Genomic DNA, 19716 nt, shown 5'->3' on the forward strand with positions numbered 1-19716 from the left:
TTTGTAAAAAGTTAACGTATTATACAATTCAACTAAAATTTTATAGTATGTTTGCTGATACAAACAACCATAATCAATCATAATGGAATATTTAGATTTTGAATTACCAATAAAAGAATTGGAAGATCAATTAGTAAAGTGTTACGCGATTGGAGAAGAAAGTGAAGTTGACGTAACAGCTACATGTAAAAAGATTGAAAAGAAATTAGAGAAAGCAAAAAAAGACATATATAAAAACATTACTGCTTGGCAACGTGTGCAATTATCACGTCATCCAAACAGACCGTATACTTTAGATTATATCAATGCAATTTGCGGAGATACTTTTATGGAGCTTCATGGAGATAGAAACGTAAAAGATGATAAAGCTATGATTGGTGGTTTAGGTAAAATTGGCGACCAAAGTTTTATGTTTATAGGTCAACAAAAAGGTTACAATACCAAAACACGTCAATACCGAAACTTTGGTATGGCAAATCCAGAAGGTTATAGAAAAGCTTTACGTTTAATGAAAATGGCAGAGAAATTTGGAATTCCTGTTGTTACTTTATTAGATACTCCAGGTGCATATCCAGGTTTAGAAGCAGAAGAACGTGGGCAGGGAGAAGCAATTGCAAGAAATATTCTTGAAATGACTCGTTTAAAAACTCCAATTATAACAATTGTTATTGGTGAAGGAGCTTCTGGTGGAGCATTAGGAATAGGTGTTGGAGATAAAGTTTACATGATGGAAAACACATGGTACACCGTAATTTCTCCAGAATCTTGTTCTTCAATTTTATGGCGTAGTTGGGAATATAAAGAGCAAGCAGCTGAAGCTTTAAAGCTTACAGGTGAAGACATGAAGAAGATGAAACTAATTGATGGTATTATTAAAGAACCAATTGGTGGAGCACATAGAGATAGAGAAAGCGCTTTTAAAGTTGTACAAGAGCAAATAGTAAGTGCTTTTGGAGAATTAAAAGACTTATCTGCAAAAGACTTAGTAGCAAAACGTATGGATAAATACGCAGATATGGGTGTTTATAAAGAATAGTTTCTATTAAATATTGAACAAAAAAAGACGCAATTTTTATTAAAATTGCGTCTTTTTTATTTTTACTAACAGCTTAGCTAAAACTAAACTCCTAACTCAGTAAATAATTTTTTTAATTCAGGGTCAGAAGGTCTTGGAGCGTTATTATCTACAATGTTACCTTGTGGGTCAATTAAAATAAAACGTGGAATACTATTTACTTGATAATCTCTCATAAAGCTAATGTCTTTTCCTGCCCATAATTGAATTCCTGTAAGTTCTTTTTTAGCAACAAAATTTTTCCACTTTGTATTTGCTTTTTCCCAAGAACCTTGGCTTCTTCTGTCACTATCAGAAGAAATACTTACAAATGCTACATTTTTATCATGATATTCAGCTTCTAATTTTTGTAAAGAAGGAATCTCTCTAATACAAGGTCCGCACCAAGTTGCCCATAAATCTATATAAACAAACTTTCCTTTTAAATCATCTAAAGAAGTTGTTCCACCTTTATAGTTTTCATAATTTACAAACTTAGGAGAAGGTTTTCCTTTGGCAACTTTAGCCATAACTTCGGCACGTTGTTTAGCAGCTGGATGTTGTTTTTCATATCCTTTTTCTAAAAAATCGAACATTTGTTTGTTTTGACCCTTTACTTTATTTATTAAAGAAGTATCAGCATTTTTATATTTACTGTATAAGTTTTCCATTCCTTCTTTAATTGAAGCTATTTTGGCATCAAAAGCATCTTTTTCTAATGCAAAATATTCCATAGGATTTCCATTCTCTCTACTAAATAATACTTGAGCAACACCAAAGTTATTTCCTTCAGAACCTTCACCAGTATATTTAAAACTGTTTAAAAAATCATCAGAATCTCCCGTTAGGGTTAAATTATAACCGTTTGCTAAATGAATAAAGCCACGTTTTCCAGTGTTGGTTTGCATTGGGTAAATATCAGATTTTGTAACTTTCATGGTGTCTTTAAAACTTCCATCAGCATTAATTTTAATAGTTTTATTAAAACCTTGTCCAGATATAGTTAAAATAGAATCGGTATTATTTTCTAAGGTTCCTTGAAAAGTTAAAAAGTCTTTAGAATGCTCTTTAGTACAAGAAACTATAGTAATAAGAGCTAAAATTATAAGTGATATTTTTTTCATTTTTTGAATTGTTTTATTGAATTCGAACAAAGATACACTAAAAATTTGCATACCTTATTTTGATTACTGATTTTTGATATACCAAATAAGCGTAAAATGAACCAACATATAATAAGTAGCAAACAGTTAGATTTAGAAACAATTCACGATTTATTGCATACAGATAAAAAATTGCAATTATCAGAAGATTCAATAGCTAAAGTTATAAAATGTCGTGCTTATTTGGATGCTAAAATGCAAGAAAACTCTAAACCTATTTATGGAATTAACACAGGTTTTGGAGCCTTGTATAATGTGAAAATTGATGGTAAAGACTTACAGAAATTACAAGAAAACTTAGTAATGAGTCATGCTTGTGGAGCAGGAGATGAGGTTCCGCAAGAAATTGTAAAACTAATGTTATTGTTAAAAATTCAATCGTTAAGTTATGGTCATTCTGGTGTACAACTAGAAATTATAAATAGGTTAGTAGATTTTTATAATAATAATATTTTCCCTGTTGTTTATACACAAGGTTCATTAGGAGCTTCTGGAGATTTATCTCCATTGGCACATCTAGCTTTGCCTTTAATTGGTTTAGGAGAAGTATATTTTGAAGGCGAAAAAATTAGTGGAAAAGAAATATTAGATAAATTTAATTGGCAATCTATTCAATTTAAATCGAAGGAAGGTTTAGCGTTGTTAAACGGAACACAGTTTATGTCTGCATACGGAGTTTCAAACCTTTTAAAAGCGTATAAATTATCTTATTTAGCAGATACAATTGGTGCACTTTCTTTAGAAGCTTTTGATGGAAGAATTGAGCCTTTTAATGAGTTGATTCATCTAGTGCGTCCTCATAACGGACAATTAAAAACAGCTAAAAGAATATCAGAATTTTTAGAAGAAAGCACATTAATAAATCAAGAGAAAAAACATGTTCAAGATCCATATTCTTTTCGTTGTATGCCACAAGTTCATGGAGCAACAAAAGATACGTTAGCCTTTGTGAAAAAGACGTTTATTACCGAAATTAATTCAGTTACAGACAATCCAAATGTATTTGTAGATGAAGATTTGTTAATTTCTGGAGGAAATTTTCATGGTCAACCTTTAGCATTAGCTTTGGACTTTTTAGCGATTGCAATGGCAGAATTGGCAAATATTTCCGAACGAAGAACCTATCAATTAGTTTCTGGACACAGACATTTACCACCATTTTTAGTTTCCAATCCTGGTTTAAACTCAGGTTTTATGATTCCACAGTACACAGCAGCAAGTATTGTTAGTCAAAATAAACAATATGCAACACCAGCAAGTGTAGATTCTATTGAGTCTAGTAACGGACAAGAAGATCATGTTTCTATGGGAGCAAATTCAGCAACTAAAGCAAAAAAAATAGTAGATAATGTACAAACTGTTTTAGCAATTGAATTGTTTACAGCTTCGCAAGCATTGAGTTTTGGTAACGGAAAAACGTCTCCTTTTTTAGAATCTCTTGTAGGTTTATTTAGAAATGAAGTATCTATTGTAGAGGAAGACCGAGTTATGCATCACGATATTAAAAAGGCTTCACAATTTATAGATGGTTTTACTATTGAAGTAACTGAATTGTTTGGATAAAATCTGTAAATATCGCTAACGTGTTTGTGTGATGATTAGTTGCGTGGTTAAGCAATTAAAATAGCAAAAGGAAATCGAATAGAAAATCCGTGAGGATTTTCGTAATTAGAATAGAGCCAAGCAATAAATTATATACGGTGTTACCTAACGTTTTTTATTCAATCGTTAATCCTTTATCTATCAATATTGAGTACGCATTATCAAAATCAGATGAAACAGTTTTCCAATTAGATTTCAACTTTTCAGGTCTCTTTATAAAATTCAAGAATTTTCTCCCTTTATGTAATTTTTCAGTTTCTAAGTCTGTTAATTTTTTTAATGTAGAAATCTCATTTATTACATTTTCAAGCGTTTTTCTTTCCTTTTTTAATCTTTTGTTATTTAAATGCATTCGTAAACCAAGTTCAAATTTAGTTGCTTTTTCAAAATACAAATCAGGTAAATCAGTATCATTTATCTCTCCAAATTTTAAATAACATTTTTTATAAAACTCGATTAATGATTCACCAGATTTAATTAATCCAACATAATCAATATCATCTTTTTTTATGTTTACATCATTATCAATTAAACCGCTATTATAGACTACTATAAAATCAATTTTCTTTCCGATTAATTTAATGAAATCAAAATAGTCACCGTGTCTTATTGCTGCAAATTCATTTTTAAAATCAGAAGTGTCAAGTTTATTTTTCAAAACTTTATACATATATCCAATTACGACTTGTATTATCAATTTTTGTTGCATTTCGTAATGTTAGGTAACTTTAATGCAGATATGCGTCGTTTTAATGACTTATATCAGGACTTAGCGAAGTTACCTAAAAAGAAGTTTAGAAACAAAGCAAATTATTCGGCAAAACTATCAATTAAAATAGTAAGCATATCAATTGCAGCTTGTGCAATTTTGGTTCCAGGACCAAATACACCAACAGCGCCAGCATCAAATAAAAACTGATAATCTTGGGCAGGAATAACACCACCAACAATTACCATAATATCTTCTCGATCGTACTTTTTTAGTTCTGCAATTACTTGCGGTACTAAAGTTTTATGTCCAGCTGCTAAAGATGATATTCCAAGAATATGAACATCGTTTTCTATAGCTTGTTTTGTTGCTTCTTGTGGAGTTTGAAAAAGTGGGCCAATATCTACATCAAAACCTAAGTCGGCATAACCAGTTGCAACAACTTTTGCGCCTCTGTCATGGCCATCTTGTCCTAGTTTTGCAATCATAATTCGAGGCCTTCTACCTTCTAAAGTTGCAAATTTATCGGCTAAATCCGTTGCTTTTTTAAACAATTTATCGTCTTTTATTTCTTTACTATACACGCCAGAAATGGTTTTATGTACTGCTTTATGTCTGTCAAAAACAGTTTCTAAAGCATCAGAAATTTCACCTAAAGTGGCTCTGTTTCTTGCTGCTTTTACAGCCAAATCTAATAAATTTCCTTTACTTGATTTTGCGCAAGCTGTTAAATCTGCTAAAGATTTTGCTACTTCTGCAGAATTTCTATCAGCTTTTAAGATATTTAAACGGTCAATTTGAGATTGTCTAACAGCTTCGTTATCAACTTCTAAAATGTGTAGAGGTTCTTCTTCTTTTAACTGATATTTGTTAACACCAACTATAACATCGCTACCGCTGTCAATTTTAGCTTGTTTTATTGCAGCAGCTTCTTCGATACGCATTTTCGGAATTCCTTTTTCTATGGCTTTTGTCATTCCTCCAAGTTCTTCCACTTCTTCGATTAATTCCCATGCTTTGTTGGCAATTTCTTCCGTAAGTTTTTCAATATGATAACTTCCTGCCCAAGGATCTACCGTTTTGGTAATATGCGTTTCTTCTTGTAAATATATTTGGGTATTTCTTGCAATACGCGCAGAGAAATCTGTTGGTAACGCAATTGCTTCGTCCAATGCATTTGTGTGTAAAGATTGTGTTCCTCCAAAAGCTGCAGCCATAGCTTCTATAGTAGTTCTGGCTACGTTATTAAAAGGATCTTGTTCTGTTAAAGACCAACCGCTTGTTTGGCAATGCGTTCTTAATGCTAAAGATTTTGGGTTTTTTGGATTAAATTGTTTTACAATTTTTGCCCATAACATTCTTCCTGCTCGTAATTTTGCAATCTCTTTAAAATGTTGCATTCCAATTGCCCAGAAAAAAGATAGGCGAGGAGCAAAGGTGTCAATATCCATTCCGGCTTCAATACCTTTTCTAATATATTCTAATCCGTCTGCTAACGTATATGCTAACTCAATTTCTGGAGTTGCACCTGCTTCTTGCATGTGATAACCAGAAATAGAAATCGAATTAAATTTTGGCATATTTTCAGAAGTAAACTTAAAAATATCCGCAATAATTTTCATTGATGGAGTTGGTGGGTAAATGTACGTATTACGCACCATAAACTCTTTCAAGATATCATTCTGAATGGTTCCTGCTAATAATTCTGGAGCAACTCCTTGTTCTTCTGCAGCAACAATATAAAACGCTAAAATTGGTAAAACGGCTCCGTTCATTGTCATAGAAACGGACATTTTATCTAACGGAATTTGGTCAAACAAAACCTTCATGTCTTCCACAGAATCGATAGCAACTCCTGCTTTTCCAACATCTCCTTGCACACGTTCATGATCAGAATCGTAACCTCTATGCGTAGCTAAATCAAAGGCGACTGATAAACCTTTTTGACCAGCAGCTAAATTTCTTCTGTAAAATGCATTGCTTTCTTCTGCAGTAGAAAAACCTGCGTATTGTCTTATTGTCCAAGCTCTACGAACATACATTGTAGAATAAGGACCTCGTAAATTTGGCGCTAAACCTGCAACAAAATCTTCGTGTTTAAAAGAAGTTTTTTCTTGTTGTTTTTTGTCTAAACTGATATTTGATATGTCTTTTCTACTCATCTTTCAGTCTTTCTTGTTCTAAATTTTCAGCTAATCTTTTTTGAATAAGTGGCTGAATTAATGTCTTTTCTGAACGCTTTTTAACAAATGGAAACAATTCTAAATCGTTTTTCATTTTGTCTTCTTCATTCTTAATTTTATTGGTACCTAATAACACCAATTCTCCAGCATCAAACTTTGCCTGTTCTTTGTCTGCAGATTCTTTTATTTTCTTCTGAATAATACCTTCTTTCAATTGTTTTAAAAATCCACCACCATTTTCTATCAGTTTAAAGATTTCTAATGCTTTTTCAGCTAACTGCTCGGTAATACTTTCAATGTAATACGTTCCGTCTGCAATATTTTGTGCTTCAGAAAGTTCACTTTCTTGCTGAAGAATCAACAGTTGATTACGTGAAATTCGTTCACCAAATTCATTTGATTTATGATAAATTGAATCGTAAGAATTGTTTGAAACTGTGTCCGAACCGCCTAAAATAGCGCTCATACTTTCAGAAGTTGTTCGTAACATGTTTACGTTATAATCGTATAATGTTTTGTTACGCAAACTTGGTTGTGTAAAAATATGTGCTTGTGCTGTTGTGTCGTATTCTTTTAAAAGTGAAGCCCACAAAACTCTAAAAGCTCTTAGTTTTGCAATTTCAAAAAAGTAGTTTGTGCCTACTGAAAATTTAAAATAAATTTTTTCAGCAACATCTTTTCCAAAGTGATTTAAGTATTCGTTAGCATGCGCCAAAGCGTACGCCAATTGTTGTACAATATTTGCCCCAGTATTTTGATATATAGAAACATTTACTGCAAGAGAATTAGTAACTGTTGCAACAATCTTCTCTAATTGTTTATGATCTTCATTTAGGTTGTTAAACCAATTACCTGTTTTGGCTAAATTGCCAATAATATCTACATTGTAGTAACAGTTTTTAGAATTTGTAAAGGCTGCTATTTCGGTAGTAAAATCTGCTGAAAGAAAATTAAAGTTGAAATAAATTTTAGTAAAAGCAACATCAATATTTTTAAGTGTCGTTTTATAGTCAAATGATTTGTTTGCAGTAAACTCAATTGCTGTAGCGCCTCTTTTTAATGCATCAATAGCTAATTGATTGGCAACTTTTTCATCATCAATAAAAATTGATTGGCAAATTTTAAATCCGTTTTTAGAAACATTTAAAGCTGTATTTGTTTGGTCTTCTTTGGTATAGAAAGGTTTTACGGTTATACCTTCATCAGTATGCCAAAGTAGTGTTTCATTATAGTCTAACCCTTTTAAATCTGCTTGAATTTTTTGCTTCCAGGCTTTGGGCGTCACTTCATTAAATTCATCAAATAAATAGCTGCTCATTACTTTTTTATGGTATCAAATTCTATTATATAAACGTCTTCATTTTCTTTTTTCATTAAATACTTTTCGCGTGCGTAGCGCTCTAATGATAAAGAATCTTGTAGTTTTTCTATGGTAGATTTATCGTCAGAAATTCTGTTCTTATAATAATCTATAGAAGTTTCTAATTCGTTAATTTCTTTGTTAAATTCTCTATGTGTGAGGAAAGAATTCTCATCAAAAAAAAACATCCAAACAACAAAAATAGTTAACGCTAAAACATAAAAATTTGTAATAAATTTAAAATATGGTTTTTGTTTAAGTTGTTTAAAAGTCATGTTTTTATAGTCTTTCGCTAATAACGGTTCTTACAATATCTATGGCTACAGTATTATATCTATCATTAGGTATTATAATATCTGCATAGTTTTTTGTTGGCTCAATAAATTGCTGATGCATTGGCTTTAAGGTATCTTGGTATCTACTTAAAACTTCATCAATATCTCTTCCTCTTTCATTAATATCTCTTCTAATTCTACGAATTAAACGTTCATCTGCATCTGCATGAACATAGATTTTAATGTCGCATAATTTACGTAATTCTTCACTGTTAAAGATAAGAATTCCTTCAACAATAATTACTTTTCTAGGATGCGTTTTTATAGTGTCTTTTGTTCTGTTGTGCGTTACAAAAGAATATACAGGTTGTTCAATTATTTCTTCTCTTTTTAAAGCTGATAAATGCTGAACTAATAATTCAAAATCAATTGCTCTAGGATGATCGAAATTTATTTTTGTTCTTTCTTCGTAAGAAAGGTTGTCTGTAGCTTTGTAATAAGAATCTTGAGATATTACACAAACTTCATCTGAAGGAAGTTGATTTATAATTTGATTTACAACGGTAGTTTTTCCGCTTCCTGTTCCGCCAGCAATACCAATAATAAGCATGTTTTTCATTTGTGAATTTTATGAAATAATTGAAAACAAATTTAGTGAATTTAAACCATAAAAAAAGACATCTGAAAAGATGTCTTTTTAATTTAAGAGCCGATGGAGGGACTCGAACCCACGACCTGCTGATTACAAATCAGCTGCTCTAGCCAGCTGAGCTACATCGGCTTTTTTTAACGCGACAAAGAAATATAAATTTTTGAAACTGCGCAACAACTTTTTTATAAATTTTTAAATGCTTTTTCTAATGTTTTAAATTTGAATTTAAATCCCAGATTTTCAACCTTTTCTGAAGAAACTCTACTTCCTTTTAATAAAATATATGCCAATTCTCCTAAAGCAGTTTTTAACACAAAACTTGGTGCATTCATTGGTAAAACAGCCTTTTTTAAACTTTTTCCTAAAGCTTTGGTAAAAGAGTTATTGGTTTGATGTTCAGGTGATACGGCATTTAAAACACCAGTATATTTTGTGTTTTCTATGGTATTTATATACAAATTACACAAGTCTTCTATATGAATCCAAGGCATATATTGATTTCCGTTTCCAAGAGCAGAAAGAAACAGAGGAGTGTTCATTTTTTGCAGAGCACCACCGTTTTTTGCTAAAACAACCCCAGTTCTTAAAATGCTAACAGGTACATTTAGTTTTTTAAATTGATTTGCAGCTGCTTCCCATTTTATACATATTTTGGATATGAAATCATTTTCAGGTTTATCTTCTTCGGTAAAAATTTTATCAGAAGTTATGGCTCCGTAATAGCCAATTCCGGATGCAGAAATAAAACCTTTTAAATTAATTTCTAATTCTTTAACTTTTTTAAATAAAAGGTTGGCAGATTTTACTCTACTATTTATTAGTTCTTGTTTTCTTTTATCTGTCCAACGTTTATCAGCAATTCCAGCTCCAGCTAAATGAATAATATGTGTTATATCTTTAAAAGCGGCATCATCTATATATTCTTCTGCAATATTCCACTTAAACTCATTTTTTAAAGTTGGGTTTCTAGTAAGAATAACTACACTATAGTTTTTTTCTTGTAGTTTTTTCTGAAGATATCTTCCAACTAAACCTGTTCCTCCCGTTATTAATATTTTATTCATCATTTAAAAATACAAATAAAGAATAAAAGAGAAAGGTTAAATGCTGTTTTCTTTTATTGAATTAAAAATAATTGAAATTTATTTAAAATTCAAGTATCTGTAAATCAGCTTTTTGAAGATTAATTTAAAATAAAAAGCAAAAAAAGAAAACCGCATCTTCTTTTTCCTCGTAAGTATGGTTGAACAATAATAATTAACTAAAAATTTACAAATCATGAAAAAAATGAAATTAATTTTAGGAGGATGTGTTTTACTAACAGTAGGACTTTTTTTATACGCCGCCGATCATATTGATGCACCAGCTGTAAGCGGAGGATCAAGTGATATTACCGATTTTTACGCCTTTCAAGCAGAAGACACTAATAATATTGTGTTTGTAGCAAATGTTCAAGGATTATTAAGTCCTTCAGCAACTGATGCTGCAAGTTTTGATGAAAACGTATTAATTGAATTTAATATTGATACAGATGCAGATGCAACTGAAGACTTAGTAATTCAAGCAATTCCTAGAGATGGTAAAATGTATTTCTTTGGACCATTTGCTCCAGGAACAACTGGGTTAAATAGTACAATTGGAACTTCTAGCGCTGTAGGTAGTGTTGATATTAGTTCTTATAATGATGCTCCTGCTATAGGTTATGCTGGAGATATGAAGTTTTTTGCTGGGCCAAGAGATGATCCTTTCTTTATGGATTTTGCTCAATATGGCGAAATAATTGGAGGTAATGCATCTAGTTTTAACAACCCAGGTTCAGATACTTTTGCAGGAACAAACGTAATGTCTATTGTTATTGAGGTTCCAAAATCACAAATTGGTGGTTCAGGTTCAATTAATACTTGGGTAGAATCTAAAGTAAAATCATAATTAATTAACTACAAAAAACTTAAAACATGAAAAATATTAAATTAATACTATTATCAATCTTTTCTACTGTAGCTTTAACAAGTTGTAGTGATGATAACGATAACCCAGTAATGATGCAGACTGACTTTTCAGGTACTTTTGTACAAGCAGATCAAATGGGTAGACCAGCAATTAACACCGTATTTGTTAATTCAGACAAAAAAGATATGTTTAACACTACGGTTCCTTCTCAGCAAGGAGCAAGTTTTCAAGCAATGTTTGAAACGAACTTAAAAGCATTAAGTCCTGCATATGCAAATATGGGAGATACAAACGCTTTAGGATTAGATGCAGCAGCTTTTACAGGTGTATTAGCAACTGATGTATTAACAGTTTCTTTAGACGGAACAACAACATTTTATGATGGTACAAATGTATTAACAGGAAGAGCTTTAGCAGATGACGTAATTACAGTTGAATTATTATTGATTTTTGGAGGAGAGGATTTTACAGAAAATCCGAACTTATCAGATGACAATGTATCGGCAAATGACAAACCCTTTTTAACGTCATTTCCATACTTAGCATCCCCTTGGTAAGTTAAATCGGGTTTTGTTTTCATAGTGCAAAACCCGATTTTTAAAAAAACAAACACTATTACAGTTTACTTTTACCCCTATTCATAATTTTGGTTAATATTTTTTGAAAGTAGCTTGATAGTGTTTTTATTAAACTTAAAAAACTCTTATAATGAAAACATTAAAACACATATTTACGTTAGTACTTGCAATACAGTTCTTCAGCTGTACTGTTGATAACGAAAAACAAATTACAAGCGCAATTGACTACAATCAATTTTTAGAATTAGAAGAAAATACTACTTATAATACCGCAAAAACGGAAGAAGATTTTTGGAGTACTAAATTGCAAAACTCACCAACACAATATCCTTATTTAAGTAAGATTGCTTCCGCAAATAACACACTATTTTCTTCAAATGGAAATATAGAGTATTTAATAACTGCTGAAGAAAAATTAAAAGAGCTTAACAAAAAAACAAATTACACTAATGCTGGTAGTTTAAGAGCATTGGCGAGAAACTATATTTCTCAGCATAGATTTAATGAAGCATTAGAGCTACTTCTTAAGGCTGAAAATAATGGAGAAAACTTAAAAGCAACTCATAAAATGTTATTTGACGTTCACTTAGAATTAGGTAACTACAAACTAGCAGAAAAATACTTGTCGGAATTTAAAAATTTTTCAGATTTCGATTATTTAATTAGACTTTCTAAATGGAGTGATCATAAAGGAGATTTGGCTTCAGCTATAACCTTTATGGAAAAAGCTACAGAATTTGCAGAGACTTCTAATAATAAAGACTTAAAAATATGGTCTTACACAAACTTGGCAGATTTTTATGGACATAATAACGAGATTAAAAAATCGTATCAGTATTATTTAAAATCTTTAGAGTTACAACCAAATAATGCATATGCTAAAAAAGGAATTGCTTGGATTGTGTATTCTTATGAGAAAAATCCAAAAGAAGCTTTAAGAATTTTAGATGCTGTAATGGTACAACATAAATCTCCAGATTATTATTTATTGAAAGCAGAAATTGCTGAATTTATGGGAGATGAAGACGAAAAAGAAAAAAATATTGAACAATATATAGTGTCATCTTCAAGTAGTTTATACGGTGAAATGTACAATCAGCATAACGCTAAATTATATTTAGAAGATGCAAATAAACAAGAAGAAGCTTTAATTCTAATTGAAAGAGAAATTATGAATAGAGCTACGCCACAATCTTACGATTTACTTGCGTGGTCTTTTTATAAAAAAGGAGCTTATAAAAAAGCTTTAGAAATTTCTGAAAATCATGTTTTAAATAAAACGTTTGAACCAGAAGCACAGTATCATTTAGCAGAAATATACAAGGCAAATGGTTTATCAGAAAAAGCTTTAGAAATAAAAGAAGATTTGTTAGAAAGTGCCTATGAATTAGGTCCTTTAACTACAAAACAAATTCAGAAAATTTAGTTGATTGAAATTCGGGGGACTTTCAATTAACCCTGTTAATAATAAATTTTATAAGAGGGTTTGTTATTAACAATAGATAGCCGCTCAAAAGGCGGCTATTTTCAATTAAATAAATAAGAAAATTTTAAGATTTAAAATAAAAGTTGAAGTATAGGAAATTGCTATATTTCAAGTTTGTTATCTACTTATTTAATTTTCAAAAAACACCTACTAATCAACTTTTTAAAACAAAAAATATTGAAAACAAAAACTATATTAACTGTCTTTATAGCTTTATTTAGCTTGCAAACTTTTTCGCAAACATTCTCTGGTCGTGTAATTAACAAGAGTAATGAGTCTTTAGAAGATGTATATGTATACAATACAACATCAAACAGCCATACACATACAAATGTAAATGGAGTGTTTTCTTTAGAAAATAGTAAAACTGGAGATGTAATTGAAGTAGCTATTTTAGGTTATGAAAAGAAAAAAATTACATTAAACGAGTCTCAACTTAAAAATGAAATTACTCTAATTTTAGAGACTAAAGTATTTTTATTAGATGAATTGGTATTAACTAAAAGAATGAATCCAATTCAAACAGTTGTAAAAATGGATTTAGCTAAGAACCCAGTAAATTCTTCACAAGAAATTTTACAAAAAGTACCAGGATTATTTATTGGTCAACATGCTGGAGGAGGTAAAGCTGAACAAATATTTTTACGTGGTTTTGATATAGATCATGGAACAGATTTAAGCTTGTCGGTAGACGGAATGCCTGTAAATATGGTTTCTCATGCTCACGGACAAGGTTATAGCGATTTACATTTTTTAATTCCAGAAACTATTCAGAAAATAAACTTTGGAAAAGGACCTTATTACGCAAATCATGGAGATTTTAATACAGCAGGTTATGTAGATTTTAAAACAAAATCTACGATTCAAGAAAGCCAAGTAAATATTGGTATTGGTCAGTTTAACACCTTTAGAACTTTAGGTTTATTTAATTTATTAGGGAATAAAACTAATGAAAATGCCTACGTTGCAATAGAATATTTAGCTACAGATGGTTTTGTAGAATCTCCACAAAATTTTAGTAGAATTAACTTATTTGCTAAATACAATACCTACTTAAAAGACAATAGTAAATTTACTATTTCAGCATCTCATTTTACAAGTAAATGGGACGCTTCTGGGCAAATTCCAGAAAGAGAAGTTGCAAACGGAAACATAACTCGTTTTGGTGCTATTGATGATACTGAAGGAGGAGAAACTTCACGAACAAATTTAAATTTACAGTACAATAAAACGTTAGATAATGATGTAGCGTTGCAAACCAATGTTTTCTACACAAAATATAATTTCAAATTATTTTCTAACTTTACTTTCTTCTTAGAAGATCCAATAAATGGAGATCAAATTAAGCAATATGAAGACCGAGATATTTTTGGTTTTAATACACAGTTCTCTAAAGATGTAACCATTTTTAATACTGAAGCAAAAGTTACTGCAGGAACAGGTTTACGAAACGATAATGTAAAAAATGTTGAGTTATCTCATACTTTAAATAGAAAAACTACACTTAATAATATTCAGTTGGGTGATGTAAATCAAACTAATTTTTATGCTTTTTTAAATTCTGAATTTGAGTTTGGAGACTTTAAAATTGAACCAGCTTTGCGTTTAGATTATTTTAAATTTCAATATAATGATGCATTACAGCCAACATATTCAACAGAATCAGCATCAAAAGCAATTGTAAATCCAAAATTGAATTTTACTTATACACCTAATGAAAATGTACAATGGTTTATAAAATCTGGTATTGGTTTTCATTCTAATGACACACGTGTGGTTGTAAAACAAACTAATAAAACGTTACCAAGAGCTTATGGTTTAGATTTTGGAAATAGTTGGAAGCCAACTTCAAAATTAATAGTAAACACAGAACTTTGGTATTTATTATCTGAAGAAGAATTTGTCTATGTTGGAGATGCAGGTATTGTAGAGCCTTCAGGAGAATCGCAACGTTATGGTTTAGATTTAGGAATACGTTACCAATTTACAGATTGGTTATATTTTAATACAGATGCAACATTTACAAAAGCAAGAAGTTTAGAAGAAGTTGCTGGTCAAGATTATATTCCTTTAGCGCCAGAAGTAACTTTAACAGGAGGTATTTCTTTAAATGATTACCATAATTTTTCAGGTGGAATTAACTATAAATATATTGGAGATAGAGCAGCTAACGAAGATTATTCAATTACTGCGGAAGGGTATTTTGTTGCAGATGCAAATTTAAATTATAAAATGAATGCTATAACTCTTGGTGTATCTATAGAAAATTTATTTGATGTTGAATGGAATGAAACGCAGTTTGCAACAGAGTCTAGATTACAAAATGAAACAGATTCAGTTGAAGAAATTCATTTTACTCCAGGTACGCCATTTTCTGCAAAACTATCTATTAGTTATACATTTTAAGTTTAGTTGGTTGGAATTCGGGGGACTTTCAATCAGCCCAATTAATAATAAATTTTTAGCAGAAAATTGTTATTAATAAAAAAATAGCCGCTTTATAGCGGCTATTTTATATTATAATATGTTTGTTGTTTATACTGCCCCTAAAGTATATAATTGATCCATTGTTGGAGATTCGCTTCCGCCTGCTGGTTCTAAAGTAATTCCAAAGGCTTGAGAATCGTTTGGATTATCAATATTAAATATTTTGTTAGCATCAGCTAAAAAGCCATCTATAGTTCCCAAACTTGTTGGTGTTAATGGATTTAACTTTAAAGACCAAACTTGGTATACTTTTCCTTCAGGGGGATCTGGTAAACCTTTAACATCTAAATAAATAGTTTTACTGTTCTTGTTCCAGTAAACTTTAGCATAAGATTCCGGAGAAACATTTTGTCCCGCTAAAGGAATTGTAACTATATCTTTGTCTCTAATTACAGTAAGTAATTTTTCATTTTCTGCTAAACTAGAATTAGCTTTATCCAATTGCTCTTCAAACTGTTGTTTTTCTTCAGCTAATTGGTCATTTAAAGTATTGTTATTTATAATATTAAACAATAACGTACTTCCAATTAAAATTGAAGCAGCCCAACCAGTATAAGTAACCCAATTGTTTTTAGGTTTCTGAATAGGAATAACCTTACTTGGCCTTTCTCTATCTTGAACTAATTTGATAAGGATATTTTTAAAAGAAGTATCTGTCTCTTTTGGAGCAACACTAGCTGTTAATACAGAAATAGTTTTTTCTATTTCTTTAATTTCGTTTAAAATTTCTGGATGATCTTGAATAAGTTGATAAACCTGTTCATTTTCTTTATCAGAAAGTGCACCGGCAACATATAACTCTAAAATTCCAGATTGTATGTGTTCGTTTTTATCCATGTTATTTAAGCATTACTCTTAATTCGTTAAGACAATTTCTATTTCTAGTTTTTACAGTTCCTAACGGAATCTCTAAGTTTTCAGAAGCTTCTTTTTGTGTAAAACCTTTAAAATAAAGTAATTCTATAAGTTTTTTACAAGTGTCTTTAAGCTTGCCTACAAAGTTTTTAATACCAATTGCATCAGTACTATTGTCTAAACTATCATGTGTCTCTAATATATCTACGAAAATATTGGCATCAAGGTTTTTAGAATTGTTCTTAAAATTTTTAGAACGTGTTTTATCTATAGCAGCATTTCTTGCAATATTAATAATCCAAGTAAAAAACCTACCTTTTTTTGCTGAATATGTATCTGCGTTATTCCAAGCTTTTATAAATACATCTTGGGTAACTTCTTGTGCTAGTTCTTTGTCTCTTACGATGTTGAAAATAACTCCAGAAACACTGTCGTTATACATTTCGTAAAGGGATTCAAAAGCTTTTACGTTTTTGTTTTTAAATTGAACTACAAGTTCTTCTAATTGCATTATTGTTGTTTTTAAGAGTTTTCTAATATACTTAAAATTATGTTAGTGTTGTACGGTTACCAATTACTTCTAGATTTTATATTATTAGTACAAAACTTAATAATTTCATTTAAACGTTTTAAGCGAGTTGCTTCTCTTTTAGCTTGTTTTAACCAATACAAATAGCTCTTTTTATAACTTGGTGCAAAGTTTTGATAATTTTTAAAAGCGACTTTATTTTTATCAAATTCTATTTGTAAGTCTTGAGGAATAATTAGTTTTTCTACATCATCTAAAGCAGTCCACGAACCATTTTGTTTTCCGGTTTTTATAATTTCTAATCCGCTTTTATGCATTAATTTATTTGCAGATAATTCTATAATGTATTTTTTATTGAGTGCACTCCAAACACTTTTAGGGTTTCTTTTACAGAAATATTGTCTTCGTTTTCCGTTGCCTAAACTTTTTACGGTGGAATCTATCCAACCAAAACACAAAGCCACTTTTACGGCTTCTTCCCAACGCATAGATTCCTCTATGTTTTCTACTTTATAAAAAATAAGATAAATTCCTTCGGAAGAAATATGGTTTTCTGAAAGCCATTTTCTCCATGCTATATCATTTTTAAAATAGAGTTCTGGTTTAGTTGTTGCGGGCATATTTTCCTTTTTTATATTTTTTAGAAGATATAGAATCTAAAATAAATGGAATAGAAACCAAGCCTTTTTTAGTTGGTTTATAAATAGTAAAATGTAAATGAGGTTCAGAAGACATTCCTGTGTTTCCAGAATAGCCAATCAGTTGTCCTTTTTTTATTGTGTCGCCAATTTTAACAAGTACACCATCTTTTTTAAAGTGGCCATATTGTACAAAAGTTCCATCTTTATGATACACAAGAATAAGGTTTGCTTTATTAAGATATTTTTTACTGGTTCCGTTTTTATCAAAATGATCTTTTACATTAATGACCAATCCTTCTCTAATAGCACAGACTTCTTGCCCAACATTCATTTTAAAATCAATAGCATATCTAGAAGTTATTTTATTGTGCGAATAACCACCATTATTTCCTTGAAGAACTTTATATCGTTTTCCTTTTAAAAAAGGTAGTCCGTAATTATAGAGCGTGTCATATTTTTTTAAGTTAGAAGTTCCATAAAAAAGATTGAAATGATAGTTCTCAATAATGTAATTTGTGTCAATTTCTACTTGTTTAAATTTTAAAATGGTTTTAGTTCCTTCTTTTACAAAGTCTATATATTGTTCTTTTTTATTGATTCTATCATCAATTTTTAAAAATGTAGGATGAATCGATTTTTTCTCAATATTTACATAAATAGAATCGTTTTTTAAATTGAAAGAAATATAACTCGGTTTTTTATATTCATCTTTTGTACAAGAAACAAAAAGAATAGCAACTAAAAAAAATCTAAAAACCACATTCATATTATCTCATTATTTTATTCGGAAAAACAACAACACTTTCATGTCCATTTTCTCCTACAGAAGAAACTCCGAAAAAGAAATTATCAATTACAATTCCTTCTAAAGTAAATTCTGTAGCTTCAATATACCTTGAATTATCCCAAGTTGGACTGGTTGTATCTCTCCAATAAATTTTATAACCTTTTGCGCCATCAACTTTACTCCATTTTAGTTTAGCTGACGCTTCTACAATTCCACCAATTGCAACTTCTTTTGGCGCTTCTGGAGCCCAAGCTAAAGATGCTAAGTTAATTGCATTTACAGCTGTTAGTTTTTTAGCATAACCAAAGTTTACATGTTCAAAAGTATCACCGTAATTAACTCCGTTTTCGGTTCTAATATCTTGATGTTGTTGCGTGTAATTTTCATGCGCTTCCATAATTCTAATTCCGGCAAAACCTAAATCGTTAAAAGGTCTGTGATGACCACCACGACCAAAACGATCTAATCTATAAATCATCATTGGATTCATTTCTGGCATATATGTTTTTGTATTCTTGTGAATATAACGTGCTAATTGACGTGAAATTCCATCAACTTCTCCACCATAAAAACGGCGCATTCTTCGTTGCCTTTCGGTTTCATTTGCAGGAACAGGTTCAGAGAAAATTCTGAATGCTCTATTGTCAATTACACCATCAACTCCGGTGATGTTTCCAATCATATCATTGTTTAAAATTCCGATAATTTCCCAGCCTTTTTCTTTGGCATATTTTGCTAAACCAGCACCACCAAAAAGCCCTTGTTCTTCACCAGATAAACCAACATAAATAATACTGCTTTCAAATTTATATTTACTTAAAACTCTTGCTGCCTCAATAGTTCCTGCCATTCCTGATGCGTTATCATTTGCGCCTGGAGCATCTGTGGTAAAATCCATAGTATCACTTGCACGCGAATCTATATCGCCACTCATAATAACATATCTGTTTGGGTATTTTGTTCCTTTTTGAATTGCTACAACGTTTACAATCCATGCATCGTGCGGAACTCTTCTGTTGCCTTCTTTGGTTACAAAATCTTTCTGATAAAAAGTATTTATACAGTTGTTGCAATCGGTAGAAATTTTATCGAATTCAGATTTTATCCAACGTCTTGCAGCACCAATTCCACGAGTGTTTGATACCGTGTCTGAAAAGGTGTTTCTGGTTCCGAATTCGGTTAGTGTTTTTACATCAGCTTTAATTCTTTCCGAAGAAACAGCATTTATAATGTCGTAAATTTTAGCATCTGTTTGTGCTATTAATGTTGAGGTAATTACAAAAAAGAGTAGTGTAAGTTTTTTCATTTTTAGAGTAAATATTAAAGCTACTAATCTACAAAGAAAAAAACTATATAAATAAGCTTAGCCCTGATTGAAACGACATCCTTTTGCTTTTTCTGCAAA

General features: G+C 30.6%; 18 protein-coding genes and 1 tRNA gene. 6 read left to right on the forward strand and 13 right to left on the reverse strand.

What is annotated here, in order from left to right; genetic code table 11:
- Positions 1-82 precede the first annotated feature (82 nt).
- Positions 83-1036, forward strand: a complete 954-nt coding sequence (locus L1S33_RS08790; protein WP_240562044.1) for an acetyl-CoA carboxylase carboxyltransferase subunit alpha — start codon at positions 83-85, stop codon at positions 1034-1036.
- A gap of 83 nt (positions 1037-1119) precedes the next feature.
- On the opposite strand, the gene L1S33_RS08795 is transcribed toward L1S33_RS08790, so the two are convergent.
- Entirely contained in the window at positions 1120-2178 is a 1059-nt protein-coding gene (locus L1S33_RS08795) for a TlpA family protein disulfide reductase (RefSeq protein ID WP_240562045.1), read from the reverse strand.
- A gap of 96 nt (positions 2179-2274) precedes the next feature.
- Between L1S33_RS08795 and hutH the strand changes: the two genes are divergently transcribed.
- Entirely contained in the window at positions 2275-3780 is a 1506-nt protein-coding gene (gene hutH, locus L1S33_RS08800; protein WP_240552827.1) for a histidine ammonia-lyase, read from the forward strand.
- A 154-nt stretch (positions 3781-3934) separates the two neighbouring features.
- Here hutH and L1S33_RS08805 read toward each other — a convergent pair whose 3' ends face one another.
- The 7 genes from L1S33_RS08805 to L1S33_RS08835 all read right to left on the reverse strand — a co-directional run bounded on the left by L1S33_RS08805 (position 3935) and on the right by L1S33_RS08835 (position 10065).
- Positions 3935-4528 carry a hypothetical protein gene (locus L1S33_RS08805; protein ID WP_240562046.1) on the reverse strand — a complete coding sequence of 198 codons (594 nt, stop codon included), beginning with the start codon at positions 4526-4528 and terminating at the stop codon, positions 3935-3937.
- A gap of 101 nt (positions 4529-4629) precedes the next feature.
- On the reverse strand, positions 4630-6690 hold the full coding sequence (gene scpA, locus L1S33_RS08810; protein WP_240562047.1) for a methylmalonyl-CoA mutase: 2061 nt from the start codon (positions 6688-6690) through the stop codon (positions 4630-4632).
- Entirely contained in the window at positions 6683-8029 is a 1347-nt protein-coding gene (locus L1S33_RS08815) for a methylmalonyl-CoA mutase subunit beta (protein ID WP_240562048.1), read from the reverse strand. Before L1S33_RS08815 ends, scpA begins: the two co-directional genes overlap by 8 nt.
- Positions 8029-8346, reverse strand: a complete 318-nt coding sequence (locus tag L1S33_RS08820) for an FtsB family cell division protein (protein ID WP_240552822.1) — start codon at positions 8344-8346, stop codon at positions 8029-8031. The genes L1S33_RS08815 and L1S33_RS08820 overlap by 1 nt, the downstream gene beginning before the upstream one ends.
- 4 nt (positions 8347-8350) lie before the next feature.
- Positions 8351-8956, reverse strand: coding sequence for a uridine kinase (gene udk / locus L1S33_RS08825; protein WP_240553083.1), 606 nt, complete (start codon positions 8954-8956; stop codon positions 8351-8353).
- Positions 8957-9053: 97 nt separating this feature from the next.
- Positions 9054-9127: transfer RNA gene (locus tag L1S33_RS08830), tRNA-Thr, on the reverse strand.
- A gap of 53 nt (positions 9128-9180) precedes the next feature.
- Positions 9181-10065, reverse strand: a complete 885-nt coding sequence (locus tag L1S33_RS08835; protein ID WP_240562049.1) for a TIGR01777 family oxidoreductase — start codon at positions 10063-10065, stop codon at positions 9181-9183.
- A 211-nt stretch (positions 10066-10276) separates the two neighbouring features.
- On the opposite strand from L1S33_RS08835, the gene L1S33_RS13190 reads away from it, so the two are divergent.
- From L1S33_RS13190 to L1S33_RS08855, 4 genes are all read left to right on the forward strand, one after another.
- Positions 10277-10927 (forward strand): DUF4331 domain-containing protein, encoded by a 651-nt coding sequence (locus L1S33_RS13190; RefSeq protein WP_262914350.1) that lies wholly within the window; start codon positions 10277-10279, stop codon positions 10925-10927.
- Positions 10928-10953: 26 nt separating this feature from the next.
- Positions 10954-11505, forward strand: coding sequence for a DUF4331 domain-containing protein (locus L1S33_RS13195; RefSeq protein WP_258691443.1), 552 nt, complete (start codon positions 10954-10956; stop codon positions 11503-11505).
- Positions 11506-11656: 151 nt separating this feature from the next.
- Positions 11657-12952, forward strand: coding sequence for a tetratricopeptide repeat protein (locus tag L1S33_RS08850; RefSeq protein WP_240562050.1), 1296 nt, complete (start codon positions 11657-11659; stop codon positions 12950-12952).
- Between the two features lie 237 nt (positions 12953-13189).
- Entirely contained in the window at positions 13190-15418 is a 2229-nt protein-coding gene (locus tag L1S33_RS08855; protein ID WP_240562051.1) for a TonB-dependent receptor, read from the forward strand.
- A gap of 129 nt (positions 15419-15547) precedes the next feature.
- Here L1S33_RS08855 and L1S33_RS08860 read toward each other — a convergent pair whose 3' ends face one another.
- Genes L1S33_RS08860 through L1S33_RS08880 form a run of 5 tightly spaced genes read right to left on the reverse strand, consistent with a single transcriptional unit; the run spans position 15548 to position 19617 of the window.
- Positions 15548-16336 carry an anti-sigma factor gene (locus L1S33_RS08860; RefSeq protein WP_240562052.1) on the reverse strand — a complete coding sequence of 263 codons (789 nt, stop codon included), beginning with the start codon at positions 16334-16336 and terminating at the stop codon, positions 15548-15550.
- Position 16337: 1 nt separating this feature from the next.
- Positions 16338-16865, reverse strand: coding sequence for an RNA polymerase sigma factor (locus tag L1S33_RS08865; RefSeq protein ID WP_240562053.1), 528 nt, complete (start codon positions 16863-16865; stop codon positions 16338-16340).
- Between the two features lie 56 nt (positions 16866-16921).
- Complete coding sequence (locus L1S33_RS08870; RefSeq protein ID WP_240562054.1) at positions 16922-17503, reverse strand: YdeI/OmpD-associated family protein; 582 nt, start codon at positions 17501-17503, stop codon at positions 16922-16924.
- Positions 17487-18290 (reverse strand): M23 family metallopeptidase, encoded by an 804-nt coding sequence (locus L1S33_RS13200; RefSeq protein ID WP_262914351.1) that lies wholly within the window; start codon positions 18288-18290, stop codon positions 17487-17489. The genes L1S33_RS08870 and L1S33_RS13200 overlap by 17 nt, the downstream gene beginning before the upstream one ends.
- A 1-nt stretch (position 18291) precedes the next feature.
- Complete coding sequence (locus L1S33_RS08880; RefSeq protein ID WP_240562055.1) at positions 18292-19617, reverse strand: M28 family metallopeptidase; 1326 nt, start codon at positions 19615-19617, stop codon at positions 18292-18294.
- Positions 19618-19716 lie beyond the last annotated feature (99 nt).

The organism is Tenacibaculum aquimarinum (assembly GCF_022478115.1).
Classification (GTDB): Bacteria; Bacteroidota; Bacteroidia; order Flavobacteriales; family Flavobacteriaceae; genus Polaribacter; species Polaribacter aquimarinum_A.